This is a genomic window from Huaxiibacter chinensis (assembly GCF_022171985.1).
GTDB classification, from domain to species: domain Bacteria; phylum Pseudomonadota; class Gammaproteobacteria; order Enterobacterales; family Enterobacteriaceae; genus Enterobacter; species Enterobacter chinensis_A.
Genome location: NZ_JAJVHF010000004.1, coordinates 156,808 through 178,687 on the forward strand (window position 1 = coordinate 156,808; position 21,880 = coordinate 178,687).

17 protein-coding genes and 1 other RNA gene are annotated in these 21,880 nt (G+C 53.2%); 13 read left to right on the top strand and 5 right to left on the bottom strand.

All coding sequences use genetic code 11. The features are described from left to right. Positions 1–10: 10 nt before the first annotated feature. The 3 genes from gatZ to garD all read right to left on the bottom strand — a co-directional run bounded on the left by gatZ (position 11) and on the right by garD (position 3,918). Positions 11–1,282, bottom strand: coding sequence for a tagatose-bisphosphate aldolase subunit GatZ (gene gatZ, locus LZP96_RS12510; protein ID WP_064327529.1), 1,272 nt, complete (start codon positions 1,280–1,282; stop codon positions 11–13). A 34-nt stretch (positions 1,283–1,316) separates the two neighbouring features. After that, positions 1,317–2,171, bottom strand: a complete 855-nt coding sequence (locus LZP96_RS12515) for a tagatose bisphosphate family class II aldolase (protein WP_064327528.1) — start codon at positions 2,169–2,171, stop codon at positions 1,317–1,319. Between the two features lie 175 nt (positions 2,172–2,346). Further along, complete coding sequence (gene garD, locus LZP96_RS12520; protein WP_064327527.1) at positions 2,347–3,918, bottom strand: galactarate dehydratase; 1,572 nt, start codon at positions 3,916–3,918, stop codon at positions 2,347–2,349. A 412-nt stretch (positions 3,919–4,330) separates the two neighbouring features. On the opposite strand from garD, the gene garP reads away from it, so the two are divergent. From garP to rnpB, 5 genes are all read left to right on the top strand, one after another. Beyond that, positions 4,331–5,665, top strand: coding sequence for a galactarate/glucarate/glycerate transporter GarP (gene garP / locus LZP96_RS12525; RefSeq protein WP_064327526.1), 1,335 nt, complete (start codon positions 4,331–4,333; stop codon positions 5,663–5,665). A 15-nt stretch (positions 5,666–5,680) separates the two neighbouring features. Continuing rightward, positions 5,681–6,451, top strand: a complete 771-nt coding sequence (garL, locus tag LZP96_RS12530) for a 2-dehydro-3-deoxyglucarate aldolase (protein ID WP_064327525.1) — start codon at positions 5,681–5,683, stop codon at positions 6,449–6,451. 21 nt (positions 6,452–6,472) lie between these two features. Continuing rightward, positions 6,473–7,366 (top strand): 2-hydroxy-3-oxopropionate reductase, encoded by an 894-nt coding sequence (gene garR / locus LZP96_RS12535; RefSeq protein WP_309597852.1) that lies wholly within the window; start codon positions 6,473–6,475, stop codon positions 7,364–7,366. 95 nt (positions 7,367–7,461) lie between these two features. Then, positions 7,462–8,607 (top strand): glycerate 2-kinase, encoded by a 1,146-nt coding sequence (gene garK / locus LZP96_RS12540; RefSeq protein WP_064327523.1) that lies wholly within the window; start codon positions 7,462–7,464, stop codon positions 8,605–8,607. A 32-nt stretch (positions 8,608–8,639) separates the two neighbouring features. After that, an RNA gene (gene rnpB / locus LZP96_RS12545) (RNase P RNA component class A) lies at positions 8,640–9,018 on the top strand. Between the two features lie 173 nt (positions 9,019–9,191). Here rnpB and LZP96_RS12550 read toward each other — a convergent pair. Beyond that, entirely contained in the window at positions 9,192–9,944 is a 753-nt protein-coding gene (locus tag LZP96_RS12550; protein WP_258926040.1) for a DeoR/GlpR family DNA-binding transcription regulator, read from the bottom strand. An 82-nt stretch (positions 9,945–10,026) separates the two neighbouring features. On the opposite strand from LZP96_RS12550, the gene LZP96_RS12555 reads away from it, so the two are divergent. The 8 genes from LZP96_RS12555 to LZP96_RS12590 all read left to right on the top strand — a co-directional run bounded on the left by LZP96_RS12555 (position 10,027) and on the right by LZP96_RS12590 (position 21,103). Further along, positions 10,027–10,614 (top strand): NUDIX hydrolase, encoded by a 588-nt coding sequence (locus LZP96_RS12555; protein ID WP_064327521.1) that lies wholly within the window; start codon positions 10,027–10,029, stop codon positions 10,612–10,614. Positions 10,615–11,255: 641 nt separating this feature from the next. Then, on the top strand, positions 11,256–12,194 hold the full coding sequence (tdcA, locus tag LZP96_RS12560; RefSeq protein WP_064327520.1) for a transcriptional regulator TdcA: 939 nt from the start codon (positions 11,256–11,258) through the stop codon (positions 12,192–12,194). A gap of 99 nt (positions 12,195–12,293) precedes the next feature. Further along, on the top strand, positions 12,294–13,283 hold the full coding sequence (gene tdcB / locus LZP96_RS12565) for a bifunctional threonine ammonia-lyase/L-serine ammonia-lyase TdcB (RefSeq protein WP_064327519.1): 990 nt from the start codon (positions 12,294–12,296) through the stop codon (positions 13,281–13,283). Between the two features lie 11 nt (positions 13,284–13,294). Then, positions 13,295–14,626 carry a threonine/serine transporter TdcC gene (tdcC, locus tag LZP96_RS12570; RefSeq protein WP_064327518.1) on the top strand — a complete coding sequence of 444 codons (1,332 nt, stop codon included), beginning with the start codon at positions 13,295–13,297 and terminating at the stop codon, positions 14,624–14,626. A 31-nt stretch (positions 14,627–14,657) separates the two neighbouring features. Further along, a complete protein-coding gene (tdcD, locus tag LZP96_RS12575; RefSeq protein WP_064327517.1) occupies positions 14,658–15,866 on the top strand; it encodes a propionate kinase in 1,209 nt (402 codons plus the stop codon). A gap of 15 nt (positions 15,867–15,881) precedes the next feature. Beyond that, positions 15,882–18,176 carry a formate C-acetyltransferase gene (gene pflB, locus LZP96_RS12580; protein ID WP_064327516.1) on the top strand — a complete coding sequence of 765 codons (2,295 nt, stop codon included), beginning with the start codon at positions 15,882–15,884 and terminating at the stop codon, positions 18,174–18,176. A 272-nt stretch (positions 18,177–18,448) separates the two neighbouring features. Continuing rightward, entirely contained in the window at positions 18,449–19,780 is a 1,332-nt protein-coding gene (locus LZP96_RS12585; protein ID WP_064327515.1) for an SLC5/6 family protein, read from the top strand. 21 nt (positions 19,781–19,801) lie between these two features. Beyond that, positions 19,802–21,103, top strand: a complete 1,302-nt coding sequence (locus tag LZP96_RS12590) for an L-cysteine desulfidase family protein (protein ID WP_064327514.1) — start codon at positions 19,802–19,804, stop codon at positions 21,101–21,103. 34 nt (positions 21,104–21,137) lie between these two features. Here the strand turns inward: LZP96_RS12590 and LZP96_RS12595 are convergent, their stop codons facing one another. Further along, on the bottom strand, positions 21,138–21,839 hold the full coding sequence (locus LZP96_RS12595; RefSeq protein WP_064327513.1) for a pirin family protein: 702 nt from the start codon (positions 21,837–21,839) through the stop codon (positions 21,138–21,140). Positions 21,840–21,880 lie beyond the last annotated feature (41 nt).

The window sequence follows — 21,880 nt, forward strand, 5'->3', positions numbered from 1 at the left end:
TCTCCTGGCATTAGACGTGTTCGGGGTTACAGCCAAATCGGTAGGCTCTTAATACGTCCTGTATTTTGTCTATGACGAGATTTTGTGGTGTTGCCGCGATCTCATTCATCGACAAACGTTCAAACTGGACAGGCATAAACTGGCTAATAAGCCCCAGTGGCAGAGATGTGGCGCTCAGATTTGCGAGTAATTTTTCCACGCTTGTACGAATTCGTGGGTGCGGCCAGTAGTAACGAATTCTGTCAGACAAACTGAAATGAATATCCACCATCGCCTGGCTCCAGACTGGACGGTAATATCTTTTCCAGTAATCAGGCTCGTTCAGCATGACTTCGTCGATCACCTCCAGTACCTGACTGCGTTGCTCTGGGGCAATAAGCGCTTTTTCCATTTGAGCGAGGGCAAATATTGCCTCGCGCAGCGCGAAGGTGAGGGCTGGACCGACTTTGAGAATAGCGAAGTGGTCGCGAACAAGTCCGCGGTAAGCCTCGCGCGTTTGATAATCGGTCGAATGCGCCTCGTAAACCATTGGCGTCTGGCGAATCCAGCCAGAAAGCGCCTCTGCGGCATGCGGCTGATAATGGATAATTTGCGTATGGTCGAACTCTACGCCGGGCTGCACGACAATTGCAATGACGCGCTTCATTGCCTCGTCCAGACCCAGTGCGCCGAACGCTTTTCGATGAGTTTCTAGCGTCTGCGAAGCATCTTCCACACGGGTCACATGGACGCTATTAATACTGCTGGCTTCACCGCCTGGAACAGGGACTTCCGTTCCAATGACGTAGGTTAGTGTGGCTTTCTGCGCTTCAGTAGCCGTTATTTCTGCCGCCTGACAGAGCCTTGCTGCGCGCTGGGCCACCACCATTGGATCAAGTGGAACAGGATCGTCGGCGCAGGACATCGAGGCATCAAGGTGAATTTTGGTAAAACCTGCGGCGACGTAGGCTTTAATCAATTCGACGGATTTATCCATTGCGGCTTCTGCCGGTTCGTTCTGCCAGCAATTAGGCCCAAGATGGTCGCCTCCCAGTATCAAACGTTCTGCCGGGAATCCGAGATCTTTCGCGATAGTTAAAACAAAGTTTTTGAAGTCAGCGGGTTTCATACCGGTATAACCACCAAACTGATTAACCTGATTGGATGTGGCTTCAATAAGTACTTTGTTATCTGAATTGAGATCGAACCTAAGTGCGGCTTCGATCACCAGGGGGTGTGCTGAACAAACTGAACAAATACCAATATGTTCCCCCACTTTGTGTCGGGCAATAATATCTTTCACGTTTCCTCCGGGTCAGGTCTAAAGGCATTGAGATCTAAAGCTTTCCTTCACAACCGCAATCGTTAATGACCTTACGCACCACCTCTTTCATGGCTGTTTTCGCAGGCACCATGTAGTGCCGCGGGTCGCTGGTTTCCGGATGTGAGATAAAGTAGGTTTTCAGAGCGTTTGAGAAGGCAATTTTGAGCTCGGTAGCGACGTTAACTTTGCAAATACCGAGACGTATAGCGTTGCGAATATCCGCCGTAGACAGCCCGGATGCGCCGTGCAGAACCAGCGGGATATCTACCTGATGGCGGATTTCAGCCAGTCGATCAAAATCGAGTTTTGGCGTGGCGGTATACAGGCCATGAGCGGTGCCTATGGCAACGGCCAGAGAGTCGATGCCCGTCAGTGCGACAAATTCACGAGCCTGCTGCGGGTTGGTATAAAGGGCGTCTTTACTGTTGACGATCAAATCATCTTCCTGGCCTCCTAGCCGTCCCAACTCGGCCTCCACGCTGACATCATATCGGTGGCAATAATCAGACATCTTCTTGACCAGGGAGACATTTTCAGCGAACGACAAATGCGAACCGTCAATCATCGCAGAACGGATGCCTGCCTGTACTTTCTGCGCAATATCATCAAACACTTCATGATGATCGAGATGGATCGCCAGCGGATGGTTGTAACTTTTTGCCAGATCGCTGGCAATGGCCACAACGTTCCCCGTCCCGGCATAACTAAATGTACCTGGCGTGCCTGCAACAATAAGGGGGGAACGCATTTCTGAGGCGGTTTCAACAACCACTTGCAGCGTTTCGAGGTTATGAATATTGAACGCAGGCACCGCATAACCTTCACGTTGCGCTTTCAATAACATCGCTTTCGTTGAGATGATGAACATTCTTCCTCCGAATTCTTTCGTTTTGTCTATGCGAAAGAAGATATAGGGTTTCGGAATGTTTTTTTGTGATTTGCATCGTAAAAACGAAAGATTCGAAAGTTAGGGAAATAAACCGAAAGTAGAAGGGCAAAAAAAAGCATGGCCTGAGCCATGCTTCGCGAGAATTATGATGAAATCACGTCACCGGTGCCGGGTTAAACACCGCCAGCTGATTATGCAGCCCCCATTGGTCGGAGAACGTCTTCTTACGACCGCTCGCCACATCCAGAATGAAGTGGAATAACTTCCAGCCAACGTCCTCGATGCTCTCTTCGCCTGTCGCAATGGTCCCTGCGTTGATGTCCATTAAGTCATACCAGCGGTTTGCCAGCTCGGTACGGGTCGCCATTTTGATAACAGGAACCGCCATCAGGCCGTACGGCGTACCCCTGCCGGTGGTGAACACCTGAACGGTAATCCCGGATGCGACCTGTTGCGTGCCGCAGACAAAATCACTGGCCGGGGTAGCGGCGTAGATAAGGCCACGTTTGGTCGGGCGCTGACCGGGAGAGAGCACCTCAACAATCGCGCTCTGTCCGGACTTCGCAATGGAGCCCAGCGCTTTTTCAACCACGTTTGCCAGCCCGCCTTTTTTATTACCCGGAGAAGGGTTCGCGCTGCGGTCAGTCTGCCCCAGATCGAGATAATTATCGTACCAGGCCATCTCTTCCAGCAGGCGCTTGCCTACCTCTTCGTTAATTGCGCGCGGGGTGAGAAGGTGGATCGCATCGCGCACTTCGGTCACTTCCGAGAACATGACGGTGGCACCGCAGCGCACAAAAAGATCCGAAGCATATCCCACCGCCGGGTTAGCGGTGACGCCAGAAAACGCATCGCTCCCGCCACACTGCGTTCCGACGACTAACTCAGAGGCCGGGCAGGTTTCGCGTCTGCGCTGGTTAAGTTTCTCAAGATGACGCGTCGCCACCTGCAAAATGTCGTCAACCATCGATCTAAACCCGACGTGATGCTCGTCCTGCAAACGTACAATGCTGGCGTCATCAACGTTGATAGCCTGCACATCCTCCGTGCCCTGCAACAGACGCTCGGGCTGGAGTTTTTCACAGCCCAGCCCGATGACCATCACTTCACCGCCGAAATTCGGGTTCAACGCGATATTATGAATAGTACGGATTGGCACGACGGCCGCCGGCGCATTGATCGCCACGCCGCAGCCATAGAGATGGTTCAGGCCGACCACGCCATCCACGTTAGGGTAGCGTGGTAACAGATCGCGTTCGATTATCTTCACGACATAATCCACCACGCCCGCCACGCAGTGCACGCTGGTGGTAATGCCCAGCAGGTTTTTGGTTCCCACGCTGCCATCTGCATTGCGATAGCCTTCGAAGGTATAGCCTTCAAGCGCGGGAAGCGGTTCTGGCACCCGTGTAGCCAGGGGCAACGTATTTAACGGCGGGGCTTCAGGCAGTTCCACCAGCGACTCTTCAATCCAGCTTCCCTGAGGAATAGCCCGGACGGCATAGCCGATGATTTCGCCATAACGGACAATCTCGCCGTGCGCGGGAATATCCACCAGCGCAACTTTATGTCCCTGCGGGATATGTTCGATAAGCGTCAAGCCATCCGGGAAACGTGTTCCTGCTTTCAGACCATTGTCATTGACAATGATCGCCACGTTATCGGTCTCATGCACTTTTATATAGAACGCCGTCGGGGGGGCTTGTCGAATTTCGATGTCGGCCATTGCTCAGTATTCTCCAGCGAATTGGTAGATATTCAATACAGTTGAGAGTGTGCTTATTTTCTTATTATCAGAAATAAAGACGCTGCCTTGTTTAATAAAGAATGTCAGGAGTCCGGAGATAAAGATGTGATCCGGATCACTCCTCAATGCTTGAGCGCGCGCGCGGCGGGACGGAATGCCTAAATCTGTGCATTAGCGCCCAGGGGCTTGTGCATATGCTCAACAGAGCGTTTATATTTGCGCTGATAATTGAGCAATATGACAATGTGCAGCCAGAGGTTGGTGTTTATACTTAATCCCGATTTGATTGCATCTGGTTAATTAACCGATATTGCCTGCTATCTAAAATAATCAGTTAAAAATTCTCAAAAATAATAAAAATACCTGGACCGATGTACCTGAGGAAATAAACATGTCACTGGAAACCGCTGTACAAACGAAAAAGAGTATTCATACCCGACATTTAATATTGCTGATTATTTTCATTGTTACCGCGGTTAACTATGCTGACCGTGCGACGCTCTCTATTGCCGGGACAGAAGTGGCGAAAGAGCTGCAATTAAGTGCGGTCTCGATGGGTTACATCTTCTCTGCTTTTGGCTGGGCCTATCTGCTGATGCAGATCCCCGGCGGCTGGCTGCTGGACAAATTTGGCTCGAAGAAAGTGTATACCTATAGCCTGTTCTTCTGGTCGCTGTTTACCTTTATGCAAGGGTTTGTCGATATCTTCCCACTGGCATGGGCGGGTATCTCAATGTTTATTATGCGCTTTATGCTGGGTTTTTCCGAAGCGCCTTCCTTCCCGGCGAATGCCCGTATTGTGGCGGCCTGGTTCCCGACCAAAGAGCGTGGTACCGCCTCGGCGATTTTTAACTCCGCGCAATATTTCTCTCTGGCGCTGTTCTCGCCGCTGCTGGGCTGGTTAACCTTTGCGTGGGGCTGGGAGCACGTCTTTACCGTGATGGGTGTGATCGGTTTTGTGCTGACCGGTATGTGGGTCAAGTTTATCCATAACCCGACCGATCATCCCCGGATGTCTGCCGAAGAGCTGAAGTTTATTTCGGAGGGCGGCGCGGTGGTCGACATGGATCACAAGAAGCCGGGCGATAAAGCGGCAAGCGGCCCTAAGCTTCACTATATCAAACAGTTATTGACCAATCGCATGATGCTGGGCGTCTTTTTTGGACAATACTTTATCAACACCATTACCTGGTTCTTTCTCACCTGGTTCCCGATTTATCTGGTGCAGGAGAAGGGCATGTCCATTCTGAAAGTCGGTCTGGTGGCCTCTATCCCGGCGCTCTGCGGCTTTGCCGGCGGCGTACTGGGCGGCGTATTCTCTGACCATCTGATCAAGAGCGGTAAGTCGCTGACCCTGGCACGTAAATTACCGATTGTGCTCGGCATGTTACTGGCGTCCACCATCATCCTGTGTAATTACACCGATAACACGACCCTGGTGGTAATGCTCATGGCGCTGGCGTTCTTCGGTAAAGGTTTTGGCGCGCTGGGCTGGCCGGTGATTTCCGATACGGCTCCGAAAGAGATTGTCGGCCTGTGCGGTGGCGTATTTAACGTCTTTGGCAACGTGGCGTCGATTGTTACCCCACTGGTCATTGGTTACCTGGTCAGCGAGCTGCATTCATTTAACGCCGCGCTGGTCTTCGTTGGCTGTTCCGCGTTGGGAGCGATGTTCTGCTACCTGTTCGTCGTAGGCGACATCAAACGCATGGAATTGCAGAAATAAGCAAAGGTAAAAACGATGAGTAACGATATTTTCCCGAACAAGTTTAAAGCTGCCCTGGCGGCGAAAGAGATTCAGATTGGCTGCTGGTCTGCGCTTGCCAGCCCCATCAGTACCGAAGTGCTCGGTCTGGCCGGGTTCGACTGGCTGGTCCTGGATGGCGAACATGCGCCGAATGATATCACGACCTTTATACCGCAGCTGATGGCGCTGAAGGGCAGCCAAAGTGCGCCAGTGGTGCGTGTGCCAACGAACGAGCCGGTCATTATCAAACGCCTGCTGGATATTGGCTTTTACAACTTCCTCATTCCGTTTGTGGAAAATGAAGAAGAGGCCGTGCTGGCCGTGGCCTCAACCCGGTATCCGCCTGAAGGCATTCGCGGCGTTTCGGTGTCCCATCGCGCCAACATGTTTGGCACCGTGCCGGACTACTTTGCGCAGTCGAACAAGAACATCACCATCCTGGTGCAAATCGAAAGCCAGCAGGGTGTGGACAATGTAGATGCCATTGCCGCTACCGAGGGCGTAGACGGTATTTTCGTGGGGCCAAGCGATTTAGCTGCGGCCTTCGGCCATCTTGGCAACGCGAACCATCCCGACGTGCAGCGCGCCATCCAGCATATTTTTGCCCGTGCCAACGCGCACGGAAAACCGTGCGGCATTCTGGCGCCGGTAGAAGCCGATGCCCGCCGTTACCTGGAGTGGGGGGCCACCTTTGTTGCCGTAGGCAGCGACCTCGGTGTTTTCCGCTCTGCCACGCAGAAGTTAGCCGATTCCTTTAAGAAATAATCACGACTGGACGAGAGAGACATTATGACAATGAAAGTGGGTTTTATCGGCCTGGGTATCATGGGTAAACCAATGAGCAAAAACCTGATTAAAGCAGGTTACTCGCTGGTGGTGTCTGACCGTAATCCAGACGTGATTGCAGAACTGCTTGCCGCAGGAGCTGAAACGGCCACGACGGCCAAAGCGATTGCTGAGCAGTGTGACGTGATCATCACCATGCTGCCGAACTCGCCGCACGTCAAAGAGGTGGCGCTGGGCGAAAATGGCATTATCGAAGGCGCGAAACCGGGTCTGGTGGTGATTGATATGAGTTCAATCGCGCCACTGGCAAGCCGCGAAATCAGCGAAGCACTGAAAGTGAAAGGCGTTGAGATGCTGGATGCGCCGGTCAGTGGCGGGGAGCCGAAAGCAATCGACGGTACGCTGTCGGTCATGGTTGGGGGCGATAAAGCCACGTTCGATCGCTATTACGATCTGATGAAAGCGATGGCCGGTTCCGTGGTCCATACCGGAGAGATTGGCGCAGGCAACGTGACCAAGCTGGCCAACCAGGTGATCGTGGCCCTGAATATTGCGGCGATGTCAGAGGCGCTCACGTTAGCCACCAAAGCGGGGGTGAATCCGGACCTGGTGTATCAGGCCATTCGCGGCGGTCTGGCGGGCAGCACCGTGCTGGATGCCAAAGCGCCTATGGTGATGGATCGCAACTTTAAGCCCGGTTTCCGAATCGACCTGCATATCAAAGACCTGGCCAATGCGCTGGACACGTCGCACGGCGTGGGTGCGCAGCTGCCCTTAACGGCAGCGGTGATGGAGATGATGCAGGCGCTGCGTGCTGACGGGATGGGCACGGCCGATCACAGTGCGATTGCATGCTATTACGAAAAACTGGCGAAAGTGGAAATCACACGCTGATGACGTCCTGCCCGGTGGCGCTGCGCTGGCCGGGCTGACAGTAAAGGCCGGATCGGTGAAATGCCTCCGGCGTTGTGCAGTAACAGGCTATAACTATGAAAATCGTAATCGCCCCTGACTCTTATAAAGAAAGCCTTTCTGCCTCTGAGGTGGCTCAGGCGATAGAAAGAGGTTTTCGGGAAGTTTTCCCCGATGCCGAGTATGTATCAGTGCCGGTTGCCGACGGCGGGGAAGGTACTGTCGAAGCGATGATCGCCGCCACGCAGGGGACGGAGCAGCATGTGGAAGTGACCGGGCCGCTGGGCGAAAAGGTCAACGCATGCTGGGGGATTTCCGGGGATGGAACCACCGCGATTATTGAAATGGCGGCGGCAAGCGGCCTGGCGCTGGTGCCGCCGGCAAAGCGTAACCCGCTGGTCACTACCTCACGCGGAACGGGGGAGTTGATTCTCGACGCCCTGGACAAAGGGGCTCGCCATATTATTATTGGCATCGGCGGCAGCGCGACGAACGACGGTGGCGCGGGCATGATTCAGGCGCTGGGTGCCAGGCTGTGCGATGCCAACGGTAAGGAGATCGGCAACGGCGGCGGCGGCCTGATGGCGCTCAACGCGATCGATATTTCCGGCTTAGACCCGCGACTCAAAGCGTGCACCATCCGCGTGGCCTGTGATGTAACCAATCCGCTGGTAGGGGAAAGCGGCGCCTCGCGCGTCTTTGGCCCTCAAAAAGGGGCCGATGAAGCGACCATTGTGGAGCTTGATAAAAACCTCAGCCACTTCGCGGATATCATCAAAAAATCACTCCATATCGACGTGAAAAATGTGCCGGGCGCGGGTGCCGCGGGCGGCATGGGCGCGGCGCTGATGGCCTTTCTGGGCGCAGAGTTGCGCAGTGGCATTGAAATTGTCACCCAGGCATTGCAGCTTGAAGAACATATTCATGATTGCACCTGGGTATTGACCGGCGAAGGACGTATCGACAGTCAAAGCATCCACGGCAAGGTCCCGGTTGGCGTGGCAAGCGTCGCCAAAAAATATCACAAGCCGGTGATTGGCATTGCAGGCTGCCTGACGCGAGATGTGGGCGTGGTGCATCAATACGGCATCGATGCGGTATTCAGCGTGCTGAATAGCGTCTGCTCGCTGGAAGAGGCATTTTGTGGCGCATCAGAGAACATTTATCACGCGTCGCGCAATATCGCCGCCACTTTGCAGGTGGGGATGCGCACCCAAGGGTGACAGCGGCCGTTAAACCCTCTATACTGCGCGCCGAAGCTGACCAGACAGTCGCCGCTTCGTCGTCGTCCCCTTTCGGGGGGAGACGGGCGGAGGGGAGGAAAGTCCGGGCTCCATAGGGCAGGGTGCCAGGTAACGCCTGGGGGGGAAACCCACGACCAGTGCAACAGAGAGCAAACCGCCGATGGCCTGCGCAAGCAGGATCAGGTAAGGGTGAAAGGGTGCGGTAAGAGCGCACCGCGCGGCTGGTAACAGTCCGTGGCACGGTAAACTCCACCCGGAGCAAGGCCAAATAGGGGTTCACAAGGTACGGCCCGTACTGAACCCGGGTAGGCTGCTTGAGCCAGTGAGCGATTGCTGGCCTAGATGAATGACTGTCCACGACAGAACCCGGCTTATCGGTCAGCTTCACCATCTTACAAAACCCCGCTTCGGCGGGGTTTTTGCTGTCTGCGCTAAATAAGATGAATGACTGTCCACTCCGCTTTCTATGAAAGAACGCGGCTTATCGGTCAGCTTCACCTTCTTACAAAACCCCGCTTCGGCGGGGTTTTTACTTTTCAGAACTAAACGCGCATGCAGGTCGATCAGAATATGACCGAAACCCCTTGCTGCGTGAGCGCTTCCTGCAGGCGGGTATCCAGTTCACGGTCGACGATTAACGTGCTGGCGAGGCTTAAATCACCAATCGCAAACGCGGAGGCGGCATTCAGTTTTTCCTCTGACGCCATTACGATGGTCTCTGACGCTCGTTGCGACAGCAACCTTTTCACACCCGCTTCCTCAAAATTACCTGTCGTAAACCCCGCCGCGGGATGCACACCGGTGACCCCCATGAAAAAAAGGTCTGCATTGATTTTGCTGGCGGCGTCGGTCATGGCGGAACCGGTGGTAACAACAGAGTGCTTGTACAGCACGCCCCCCAGCAAAATCACCTCTACCTGCGGATAATCAATCAGCCCGACGGCAATACCCGGACTGTGGGTAACCAGCGTGAACGGCAGATCCCGGGGCAGTTGCGCGATCATCCCTGTGGTGGTCGTGCTGCCGTCAACGATCACCACCTGACCTGGCTGAATGAGTTTAATCGCTTTTTGCGCGATCGATTTTTTTGCCTGCGATTGCACGTTTTTGCGTGTTTCATACGGGGCGATCGCAGCAGAAACAGGCAGTGCGCCACCGTGCACACGCTGCAGAAGTCCGGCGGCGGCAAGTTCGCGGAGATCCCGGCGGATAGAGTCCTCCGACACGTTGAACTGGGCGCTTAACGCAGCGGAGTGGACCATTTTATCCTGCGCCAGTTGCGCCAGGATCTGCTGTTTACGTTGGCTTGCTAACATACTTTATGCATTCCTGAATTTTCTTGATATTGCACGATTTTGCATGATATTTTGCTGGCTGTCATCTGCAGGAGTAAAAAACATGCACAACTTAGTCTCCCCCGTGAGAAATCTACAACAACAGCTGCTCTCCGACGACTGGTATACCCTCAACAAATATACCTTTGAACTGCGCCGCAGAGACGGCAGCTGGCAGCAGCAAAGCCGCGAAGCCTATGATCGAGGAAACGGAGCCGTGGTGTTGCTCTTCAACCGTGAGAAGAAAACCGTGGTATTGACCCGGCAGTTCCGCTTGCCGGCTTATATCAGCGGTCACGACGGCTTCTTGATAGAAGCGGCAGCGGGATTACTCGATAACACCTCACCCGAGAAGCGTATTATCGCAGAAGCGGAAGAAGAGACCGGGTTTCGCATTTCACAGATTGAAAAAGTCTTTACCGCTTTTATGAGCCCAGGCTCCGTAACGGAAAAGCTGTGGTTTTTCATTGCGGAATATACCGAGGCGGACCGCCTGAGTGACGGCGGCGGCCTGGAAGAAGAGGGCGAAGACATTGAGGTGCTGGAGTGGCCGCTGAACCGGGCACTGGAGGCCATCTCGACGGGTGAAATCATGGATGCGAAAACCATTATGCTTCTGCAACATGTTGCGCTCACCCGGATGGTGCGTTAACTCATTGCTAATGTCTTGCACGTCACCCCGCCAGGAAGGTGGGGTGAGTAATTTGTCTGTTTGCGACATAAAGCACATTTCACTCTTTTTTGACGTCAATGCCGATAATGCGCGCATTGACGATCTTAATCACAAAATTACGCACTGAGAAATGCCATTTTTACAGTGTTTGTTTTTTGTTAAAAATGTTTCTTCGGTGTATTTTATTTCTAATTATTCATTAACTAAATTTTGATATTGAATGTATTTGCAGTGTGAATATGTGATGACCGCAACGCTTTTTCAGGAAGAAATAAATAGGTTATTGGCATATTTGATAAATTACAAAAATGTTTAAAGGAAATATTGCTTATTTAAGCAGCGCTAATTGGCTGAATTATCGTCGTTATTACTCTTCGCAGGGAATGATAAATACACAGCGGTTATCGCCATAAAATATTTTCATCCCGCTATTATTTATTGATCGATATCAGTGAATGAGCGAGTTATTTTTATATAACTAAATGATTTTATTGAGTTATTTTGCTGTAATTTTAAAGCGTAAGCATGAGTAAAAGTAATTTGTGAGTAACAGCACATACCCCCATTGGACATAATGGTTAGAATTCTGCATCGGGATAAGGAAATAAGCGCAGAATAAAATGAACACAATTATTCTACCGAAAACACAACACCTCGTTGTATTTCAGGAAGTCATAAAAAGTGGCTCCATTGGCGCTGCTGCCAGGCAACTGGGTCTGACACAACCGGCCGTTAGCAAAATCATCAACGACATCGAATCCTATTTTGGCGTAGAGCTGATTGTGCGTAAAAACACCGGGGTGAAGCTGACCAGTGCAGGGCAAACGTTGCTCGCGTACTCCGAATCCATCACCCGCGAAATGAAAAACATGGTGAGCGAGATGAGTACGCTGAGCTTCAGCACCGTTATCGATGTGTCGTTTGGTTATCCATCGCTGATTGGTTTCACGTTTCTCTCCAGTATGATCAAAAAGTTCAAGGAAGTGTTTCCTAAGGCCCGCGTCTCGATGTTCGAAGCGCAGCTCTCCTCGTTCCTGCCCGCCATCCGCGATGGGCGTCTGGATTTCGCCATCGGAACATTGAGTGATGAAATGCTGTTGCAGGATCTGCACGTTGAGCCGCTGTTTGAGTCCGAGTTTGTGCTCGTCGCCAGCAAATCACGAACGTGCATCGGTTCGACAACCCTGGCATCGCTCACGCATGAACAGTGGGTGATGCCGCAAACCGATATGGGCTACTACAAAGAACTCTTAACCACCCTTCAGAATAACCACATCAGCATTGAAAACATTGTCCAGACCGATTCCGTCGTCACTATCTATAACCTGGTGTTAAACGCCGATTACCTCACGGTCATTCCGCGTGACATGGTGACGCCCTTCGGTTCCGATCAATTTGTGGTTTTACCGGTGGAAGATGAATTACCCGTTGCACGCTATGCGGCGGTGTGGTCGAAAAATTATCGTATTAAAAAATCCGCTTCGGTATTAGTGGAGTTAGCGAAGCAATATTCCGCACAAAATAGTGAAAGGCGAAAACAACTGTCCAGAGCTGAATAATATACCGAACGCATCAGTTTTAAGACACCCGGCGAAAACGAGTATTTCGTCGATACCCAGACTTTGCTTAAAGAAATTAATTATTATAAAGAGGATTCTATGCACATTACTTACGATCTTCCGGTTACGATTCAAGAAATACAGGCTGCCCGCAAACGGCTCGAAGGAAAGATTTATAAAACAGGCATGCCCCGGTCGAATTATTTAAGCGAGCGTTGCAAAGGCGAGATATACCTCAAGTTTGAAAATATGCAGCGTACGGGGTCGTTTAAAATTCGCGGTGCGTTCAATAAATTAAGTTCATTAACGGAAGCGGAAAGACGCAAAGGCGTGGTCGCCTGTTCAGCCGGTAACCACGCGCAGGGCGTTTCACTCTCCTGTGCCATGCTGGGCATCGACGGCAAGGTGGTCATGCCGCTGGGGGCGCCGAAATCCAAAGTCGCCGCAACGCGAGATTATTCCGCAGAAGTGTTCCTTCACGGGGAAAATTTTAACGATACCATCGCCAAAGTCAGTGAAATTGTGGAGATGGAAGGCCGTATCTTCATCCCGCCCTACGATGATGCATTAGTCATCGCCGGGCAGGGGACGATTGGCCTCGAAATTCTTGAAGATCTGTATGACGTCGACAACGTCATCGTCCCTATTGGCGGCGGTGGCCTGATTGCCGGTATCGCGACGGCCATTAAATCCGTCAATCCTACAATTAATATTATCGGCGTGCAGGCTGAAAACGTGCACGGCATGGCCGCATCCTATTATGCCGGTGAAATAATGAATCATCGTACCACCAGTACGTTAGCGGATGGTTGCGATGTTTCCCGCCCGGGGAAATTAACCTTCGAAATTGTTCGTGAATTAGTCGATGACATTGTGCTGGTCAGTGAAGACGATATTCGTAACAGCATGATTGCGCTAATTCAGCGAAATAAAGTGGTTACCGAAGGCGCAGGCGCGCTGGCAACCGCTGCCCTGTTAAGTGGAAAACTGGATCACTATATTCAGGGCCGGAAAACCGTGAGCATTATTTCCGGCGGCAATATTGATCTCTCTCGCGTATCACAAATTACCGGCTTCGCTGACGCCTGAAAGGATAATTTATGAGCAACACTGAAAGCATTATTGTCGGTCAGTCAAAAACGACATCCTGGCGAAAATCTGACACCACCTGGACGCTTGGGCTGTTTGGTACGGCCATCGGCGCAGGGGTGTTATTCTTCCCTATTCGCGCGGGTTTTGGCGGCCTGATTCCCATTTTATTGATGCTGGTTCTGGCCTTCCCGATCGCCTTTTACTGCCACCGCGCGTTGGCGCGCCTGTGTCTGTCGGGCAGTAATCCTTCGGGCAATATCACCGAAACGGTGGAAGAGCATTTTGGCAAAACGGGTGGGGTCGTCATTACCTTCCTCTACTTTTTTGCTATCTGTCCGCTGCTGTGGATTTACGGGGTGACGATTACAAACACCTTTATGACCTTCTGGGAAAACCAGCTGCAGCTGCCTGCATTAAACCGGGGGTTTGTCGCCCTGTTCCTGCTGCTGCTGATGGCCTTTGTCATCTGGTTCGGTAAAGACCTGATGGTGAAGGTCATGAGCTTCCTGGTGTTTCCGTTTATCGCCAGTCTGGTGCTGATTTCACTCTCCCTGATCCCTTACTGGAACTCGGCGGTTATCGATCAGGTTAACCTGAGCGACATCGCCTTTACCGGGCATGACGGCATACTGGTGACCGTCTGGCTGGGTATCTCTATCATGGTCTTCTCGTTCAACTTCTCACCTATTGTCTCCTCGTTTGTGGTATCGAAACGCGAAGAGTACGAAGGCGAGTTTGGCAAAGAGTACACCGAGCAGAAATGTTCCAAAATTATTGGTCGCGCCAGCCTGCTGATGGTTGCGGTGGTGATGTTCTTTGCCTTTAGCTGCCTGTTTACCCTCTCCCCGCAGAACATGGCCGAAGCCAAAGCGCAAAATATTCCGGTGCTCTCCTACCTGGCAAACCACTTTGCCTCCATGTCCGGGACCAAATCGACATTTGCCACCGTGCTTGAATATGGCGCCTCAATCATCGCGCTGGTCGCTATTTTCAAATCCTTCTTCGGCCACTATCTCGGCACGCTGGAAGGGCTGAACGGCCTGGTGCTGAAATTTGGCTACAAAGGCGATAAGAAAAAGGTCTCTGTTGGCAAACTCAATACCATCAGCATGGTGTTCATCATGGGGTCAACCTGGGTCGTGGCGTACGCCAACCCGAACATTCTTGACCTTATTGAAGCCATGGGCGCGCCAATCATCGCGTCGCTGCTGTGCCTGCTGCCGATGTATGCCATCCGTAAGGTTCCCGCGCTGGCTAAATTCAAAGGCAGAACGGAAAACCTCTTCGTCACGGCCATTGGTCTGCTGACCATTCTGAATATCGTTTACAAATTGTTCTGATTTTTTAGCTCAGGAAGAGCGGAGTAATGAGATGAATGAATTTCCGGTTGTATTGGTGATTAACTGTGGATCGTCCTCTGTGAAGTTTTCCGTACTGGATGCGGCAAGCGGCGACGCACTGGTCACGGGATTGGTCGACGGCGTGAATACAGAGAACGCCTTTATTTCCGTGAATGGGGGCGAGCCAGCACCGCTGGCTCGCAAGGACTACGAAGGGGCGCTGGCAGCCATCGCCCTGGAGCTGGAAAAGCGCGATTTAGTGGACAGCGTGGCGTTGATTGGTCATCGCATCGCCCACGGCGGCAGCCTTTTTAGCGAGTCCACCCTCATCACTGACGACGTTATTGAGCAGATCCGCACGGTGTCGTCGCTGGCACCGTTACATAACTACGCCAACCTCAGCGGTGTGGAAGCCGCACAGCAGCTTTTCCCTGGCATCCAGCAGGTGGCGGTGTTCGACACCAGTTTCCACCAGACGCTTTCGCCACCCGCCTATTTGTACGGCCTGCCGTATCGCTATTTTGAAGAGCTGGGCGTGCGTCGCTACGGTTTTCACGGTACCTCGCACCGCTATGTTTCCCTGCAGGCCCTGACGCTGTTGGATGTGCCTCAGGAAGACAGCGGGCTGGTGATTGCCCATCTGGGGAACGGGGCATCGATCTGTGCGGTAAAAAACGGAAAAAGCGTGGATACCTCCATGGGCATGACCCCGCTGGAAGGGCTCATGATGGGGACCCGCTGCGGCGACGTCGATTTCGGGGCCATGGCGTGGATTGCCCAGCAAACGGGACAATCTTTTGAGGATCTCGAACGCGTGGCCAATAAAGAGTCTGGATTGCTTGGTCTTTCCGGTCTCTCTTCTGACCTGCGTACTCTGGAAAAAGCGTGGCAGGAAGGACACGAGCGCGCGCGACTGGCGATTGAAACTTTTGTCCATCGTATTGCACGTCACATCGCCGGACATGCAGCGTCTCTGCATCGGCTCGACGGCATCGTGTTTACCGGCGGCATTGGCGAAAACTCCCGGCTTATTCGCCACCTGGTGATGGAACGTCTGGCGGTGTTCGGCATTGAGATCGATCCGGTAAAAAATGCCCAGCCAAACAGCTCAGGCGAGCGGATCGTCACTACGCCGACCTCCCGTGCCGCCTGCGTCGTGATCCCCACTAACGAAGAAAAAATGATCGCACTGGATGCCCTCCGTCTTGGAAAGGACTGTCTGGCTGCGGCGTACGTCTGATACAGAGAGAAAATCATGAAGGTAACGATTGATACCCGCATCGCCCCCTACAGCGACGCGTGGGCCGGTTTTCGCGGCAATGACTGGCAGGACAGTATTAACGTGCGCGATTTTATTCAGCACAACTATACCCCGTACGAAGGCGACGAATCGTTTCTTGCGCAGGCGACGCCTGCTACGACGGCGTTGTGGCAAAAAGTGATGGAGGGGATTCGTCAGGAAAATGCGACCCACGCCCCTGTCGATTTTGATCTGAATATTGCCACGACGATCACGGCTCACGGCCCGGGATACATCGATAAGAAACGGGAAACGATCGTGGGTCTGCAAACGGATCAACCGCTGAAGCGAGCGCTGCATCCGTACGGCGGGATCAACATGATCCGCAGCTCGTTCGAAGCCTACGGTCGCGAAATGGACCCGCAGTTTGAGTATGTGTTCACCCATCTGCGGAAAACCCACAATCAGGGGGTCTTTGACGTCTACTCGCCGGAGATGATGCGCTGCCGTAAATCCGGCGTGCTCACGGGCCTGCCGGATGGTTACGGGCGAGGGCGTATTATTGGCGATTATCGCCGCGTGGCGCTTTATGGGATCCGCTATCTGGTGAACGAGCGCGAATGCCAGTTTGCCGACCTCCAGCCGAAGATGGAGCGGGGCGAAGATCTCGAGGCCACCATCCGCCTGCGTGAGGAGTTAGCGGAACATAAACGCGCCCTGCTGCAGATCCAGCAGATGGCGGCCGCGTACGGCTACGATATCTCTCGTCCGGCGATGAACGCGCAGGAGGCGGTGCAGTGGCTCTACTTCGCCTACCTCGCTGCCGTGAAGTCGCAAAATGGCGGGGCCATGTCGCTCGGGCGCACCGCGACCTTCCTCGATATTTATATTGAACGCGATATGCAGGCAGGGCGTCTGAATGAGATCCAGGCGCAGGAGCTGATCGACCATTTCATCATGAAAATCCGCATGGTGCGTTTCCTGCGCACGCCGGAGTTCGATACCCTTTTCTCAGGCGATCCGATTTGGGCCACGGAAGTAATCGGCGGTATGGGGCTGGATGGCCGGACGCTGGTCAGCAAATCGTCGTTCCGTTACCTGCACACGCTGCACACTATGGGGCCTGCACCCGAACCCAACCTGACGATCCTCTGGTCAGAGAAACTCCCGATCGCCTTTAAGAAATATGCCGCAGAAATGTCCATTGCCACGTCGTCATTGCAGTATGAAAACGACGATCTGATGCGCGTGGATTTTGACAGCGATGATTACGCCATTGCCTGCTGCGTCAGCCCGATGGTTATCGGCAAGCAGATGCAGTTCTTTGGTGCGCGTGCCAACCTGGCGAAAACGCTGCTGTACGCCATCAACGGCGGGGTGGACGAGAAGCTGAAGATCCAGGTCGGGCCTAAAACCGACCCGCTGCTGGATGACGTGCTGGATTATGAAACCGTCATGGCGAGCCTGGATCATTTTATGGACTGGCTGGCCGTACAGTATGTCAGCGCGTTAAACCTCATCCACTATATGCATGATAAATACAGCTATGAAACCTCGCTGATGGCGCTGCACGACCGCGACGTACACCGCACTATGGCGTGCGGGATTGCCGGTCTGTCGGTGGCGGCGGATTCACTCTCGGCAATTAAATATGCCGCCGTGAAACCGGTACGTGACCATACCGGGCTGGCGGTCGATTTTGTGATAGAAGGAGAGTACCCGCAGTACGGCAATAACGACGATCGCGTGGACAGCATCGCCTGCGATCTGGTTGAGCGCTTTATGAAAAAAATTCAGGCGCTTCCGACGTACCGCAACGCGGTGCCGACGCAGTCGATCCTGACCATCACCTCCAACGTGGTCTACGGTCAGAAGACCGGTAACACGCCGGATGGTCGTCGTGGTGGGACGCCGTTTGCGCCTGGCGCTAACCCGATGCATGGACGCGACCGCAAGGGGGCGGTTGCCTCGTTGACCTCGGTGGCGAAGCTGCCGTTCACCTACGCCAAAGACGGCATCTCGTACACGTTTTCCATTGTGCCGCAGGCGCTGGGTAAAGACGAAGGGGTGCGTAAAACCAATCTGGTGGGCCTGCTGGACGGTTATTTCCATCATGAAGCCTCCATTGAAGGCGGCCAGCACCTGAACGTGAATGTCATGAACCGGGAAATGCTGATGGACGCCATTGCCCATCCGGACAATTACCCTAATCTGACGATCCGGGTTTCAGGGTATGCCGTGCGGTTTAATGCGCTGACGCGCGAGCAGCAGCAGGACGTCATTTCACGAACCTTTACCGAGGCGATTTAAATCCGTGGCCTCTTTCAGCCCCCTCAAAAGGGGGCTTTTTTATTTCGTGAAGCCCGTCACTTTTGGCAATTTTTTCTATTTCGTGTTCGATAAGAGAAAACTTTGCTTAACTTTGAGAAAGACCTGATAAATTGTGTGGCTTTTTTCTCTCACCTCCCCGGTATGATCGCTCCATTCCAATAATACGCGCCTGCAACCCTCACACTCATTATCGCTGATGAGTGGAAACTCAAAATAATAACTGTCTACCCTACAAAATAAGCGAGAGCCCAATGGATACGGCGACAAACAGCAGCGTAATAGTGAATGACTCCCCGGCGGCAAGGCGGGCGGGAATGAGTGAGCGTGAATGGCAGGACGCGATTAAATTCGACAGCAATGATACCGGCTGGATAATCATGAGTATCGGAATGGCGATCGGCGCAGGGATTGTTTTTCTCCCGGTGCAGGTTGGTTTAATGGGTCTGTGGGTTTTCCTGCTTTCATCGATAATTGGTTATCCGGCCATGTATCTTTTTCAGCGGCTGTTTATTAACACGCTGGCAGAGTCACCCGAATGTAAAGATTACCCAAGCGTCATTAGCGGCTATCTGGGCAAAAACTGGGGCATCTTATTAGGCGCGCTCTATTTTGTGATGCTGGTGATCTGGATGTTTGTTTACTCCACGGCCATCACCAACGACAGCGCCTCTTATTTGCATACCTTTGGCGTGACGGAAGGTCTGCTGTCCGAAAATCCGTTCTACGGTCTGTTTCTTATTTGTATTCTGGTAGCGATTTCTTCGCGCGGTGAAAAGCTGCTGTTTAAAGTCTCCAGCCTGATGGTGCTGACGAAGCTGTTTGTGGTGGCGGCGCTGGGGCTGTCGATGATAGGGCTTTGGCATCTGGCAAACGTGGGCATGCTGCCCCCGATGGGCCTGCTGATTAAAAACGCCATTATTACGCTGCCCTTCACCTTAACGTCGATTCTGTTTATTCAGACCTTAAGCCCGATGGTCATTTCCTATCGTTCACGTTCGACCTCCATTGAGGTGGCACGCCATAAAGCGCTACGGGCGATGAATATCGCGTTTGCCATTCTGTTTGTGACGGTCTTTTTCTATGCGGTGTCGTTCACGCTCGCCATGGGGCATGACGAAGCGGTAAAAGCCTACGAGCAAAATATCTCCGCCCTGGCGATTGCGGCGCAGTTTATTAGCGGTGACGGCGCGGGCTGGGTAAAAATCGTCAGCGTGATCCTGAATATTTTTGCCGTAATGACCGCCTTCTTTGGCGTCTATCTGGGCTTTCGCGAAGCGACGCAGGGCATCGTAATGAATATTCTGCGCCGTAAGATGCCTGCGGACAAAATTAATGAACGCAGCGTGCAGCGCGGCATTATGCTTTTCGCCATTCTGCTGGCCTGGAGCGCCATCGTCTTAAATGCCCCGGTTCTGAGCTTCACCTCTATCTGTAGCCCGATCTTCGGCATGGTGGGATGCTTAATTCCGGCCTGGCTGGTCTATAAAGTCCCGGCGCTGCACAAATATAAAGGCGTATCGCTGGTGATCATTATTATCACCGGGTTGCTGCTGTGTGTTTCTCCTTTCCTCGCGTTCTCCTGAGGTATGAATAAGGTTGTCACGATGTCAGAGCAAATCAATCCTAAATGGACGCAGTTTATTCAGGCTGTACAGGAAGAAGTTAAACCGGCATTAGGCTGTACAGAACCCATTTCGCTGGCGCTGGCCTGTGCGATGGCTGCCGCGCGACTGTCCGGTGACGTCACGCACATCGAGGCCTGGGTTTCGCCTAATCTGATGAAAAATGGTTTAGGCGTGACGGTGCCCGGCACGGGTATGGTCGGGCTGCCTATTGCTGCCGCGCTGGGCGCTATCGGGGGAAATGCCCAGGCCGGGCTGGAGGTGCTGAAAGCGGCGTCTGATGACGCCATCGTCCGGGCAAAAGCCTTGCTTAACGCAGGAAAGGTCCAGGTCAATCTGCAGGACCCCTGTGAGGATATTCTCTACTCGCGGGCCTGTGTCTACGCAGGCAAAGCGTCTGCCAGCGTGACCATTGCCGGGGGCCATACCCGCGTGGTGCAGATTGTCTGTCAGGGGGAAACCTGTTTTTCCCTTGATGAGCAGCAGCAAAGCGGCACAGTCGATCCGCTCGGGGTGCTCGCGGATACCACGCTTGCGGAGATTCTGGAATTTGTCGAGCAGGCGCCGTTTTCGGCCATCCGCTTTATTCTTGAGGCCGCGCATCTGAATGACCGTCTTTCTCAGGAGGGATTGTCCGGCAAATGGGGGCTGCATATCGGCGCGACGTTACGTCATCAGCAGCAGCGAGGGTTTATCGCGGAGGATGTCGGATCGTCGATTGTGATTCGTACCAGCGCCGCGTCGGATGCCAGAATGGGCGGCGCAACGCTGCCCGCCATGAGCAATTCCGGATCGGGTAACCAGGGCATTACGGCCACGATGCCGGTGCTGGTGGTGGCAGAACACCTAAAAGTCGACGAAGAGACGCTGGCGCGTGCGCTGATGCTCTCGCACCTGTCTGCCATCTATATCCATCACCAGCTTCCGCGTTTATCCGCACTGTGCGCGGCCACAACGGCAGCCATGGGCGCGGCGGCAGGGATGGCCTGGCTTCTGGACGGGCGCTATCAGGCGATTGCCATGGCGATAAGCAGCATGATCGGCGATGTCAGTGGAATGATCTGCGATGGCGCGTCGAATAGCTGTGCGATGAAGGTATCCACCAGCGTCAGCAGCGCGTGGAAAGCGGTGATGATGGCGCTGGAGAATACGGCTGTCACCGGCCATGAAGGCATTGTTGCCCACGATGTGGAACACTCCATTGCTAACCTGTGTGCGCTGGCATGTCGGTCAATGCAGGCGACTGACCGACAAATTATCGAGATTATGGCGAGTAAAATTTAACGGTTTCCCTCTCCTTGCAAAGGAGAGGGGGCGTTTACACGGGTAAATCAATCAACAGCGCGCGCAGCGGTGAATCAGCTACCAGCGTAATATTCGCTTCATCACGAATAAACGCCCCGTCACCGCAGGTGAGCGCTTCTTTCTCTTCCGCATGCGTTAACGCGTGCACGGTGCCATGAATCGACTGCAGATAAGCTCGCGGGCCGTGAAGCTGGAAACGGGCCTGCTCGCCTTTTTTCAGGTCGATATGGTGTATCCATGCCTGCTGGCGCAGTTGCAGACTCTCCTGACTGCCGTCCGGCGAGGCGATAAGCTGCTGCTGGCCTCCCTGAAGGGTAACTTTTTGCACCAGCGGATTTTCGCGCTGTGGACAGGCATCCAGCCACAGCTGCATGCGGGTCAGCGTCTTATCTTTGCTGAGATTATGTTCGCTATAGCTAATACCGGGTTGCGTTGAGATAAGCAACGCTTCGCCTGCCTTCGCCTGGACATGATTGCCCTCGCTGTCGCGGTATTCTGCTTCGCCTTCCAGGATGATATTCAGGATATCCACTTTCGGATACGTGCGTGGCTGGAAGGAGGCCCCGGGTGCGAGCACTTCCTGATTCAGCACGCGCAGTGAGGCGTAACCGAGCAGTTTAGGGTCAAAGTAATGTCCAAATGAGAAGGTGTAGCGGGCCTGCAGCCAACCGAAATCGGCCTGTCCGCACTGTTTTGCTGTTCTTGTCGTAATCATAAAACTGCCCTCTCTTTACACTAAAACAATGGTAAAGGTAT

What these genes read in the sequence shown, in the direction of transcription:
- LZP96_RS12595 (WP_064327513.1), bottom strand. Translation starts at nt 21,839, where the DNA reads ATGATTACGACAAGAACAGCAAAACAGTGCGGACAGGCCGATTTCGGT.
- garK (WP_064327523.1), top strand. Translation starts at nt 7,462, where the DNA reads ATGAAAATCGTAATCGCCCCTGACTCTTATAAAGAAAGCCTTTCTGCC.
- tdcA (WP_064327520.1), top strand. Translation starts at nt 11,256, where the DNA reads ATGAACACAATTATTCTACCGAAAACACAACACCTCGTTGTATTTCAG.
- garD (WP_064327527.1), bottom strand. Translation starts at nt 3,918, where the DNA reads ATGGCCGACATCGAAATTCGACAAGCCCCCCCGACGGCGTTCTATATA.
- LZP96_RS12550 (WP_258926040.1), bottom strand. Translation starts at nt 9,944, where the DNA reads ATGTTAGCAAGCCAACGTAAACAGCAGATCCTGGCGCAACTGGCGCAG.
- tdcB (WP_064327519.1), top strand. Translation starts at nt 12,294, where the DNA reads ATGCACATTACTTACGATCTTCCGGTTACGATTCAAGAAATACAGGCT.
- LZP96_RS12590 (WP_064327514.1), top strand. Translation starts at nt 19,802, where the DNA reads ATGTCAGAGCAAATCAATCCTAAATGGACGCAGTTTATTCAGGCTGTA.
- LZP96_RS12555 (WP_064327521.1), top strand. Translation starts at nt 10,027, where the DNA reads ATGCACAACTTAGTCTCCCCCGTGAGAAATCTACAACAACAGCTGCTC.
- LZP96_RS12585 (WP_064327515.1), top strand. Translation starts at nt 18,449, where the DNA reads ATGGATACGGCGACAAACAGCAGCGTAATAGTGAATGACTCCCCGGCG.
- garP (WP_064327526.1), top strand. Translation starts at nt 4,331, where the DNA reads ATGTCACTGGAAACCGCTGTACAAACGAAAAAGAGTATTCATACCCGA.
- pflB (WP_064327516.1), top strand. Translation starts at nt 15,882, where the DNA reads ATGAAGGTAACGATTGATACCCGCATCGCCCCCTACAGCGACGCGTGG.
- garL (WP_064327525.1), top strand. Translation starts at nt 5,681, where the DNA reads ATGAGTAACGATATTTTCCCGAACAAGTTTAAAGCTGCCCTGGCGGCG.
- tdcC (WP_064327518.1), top strand. Translation starts at nt 13,295, where the DNA reads ATGAGCAACACTGAAAGCATTATTGTCGGTCAGTCAAAAACGACATCC.
- LZP96_RS12515 (WP_064327528.1), bottom strand. Translation starts at nt 2,171, where the DNA reads ATGTTCATCATCTCAACGAAAGCGATGTTATTGAAAGCGCAACGTGAA.
- tdcD (WP_064327517.1), top strand. Translation starts at nt 14,658, where the DNA reads ATGAATGAATTTCCGGTTGTATTGGTGATTAACTGTGGATCGTCCTCT.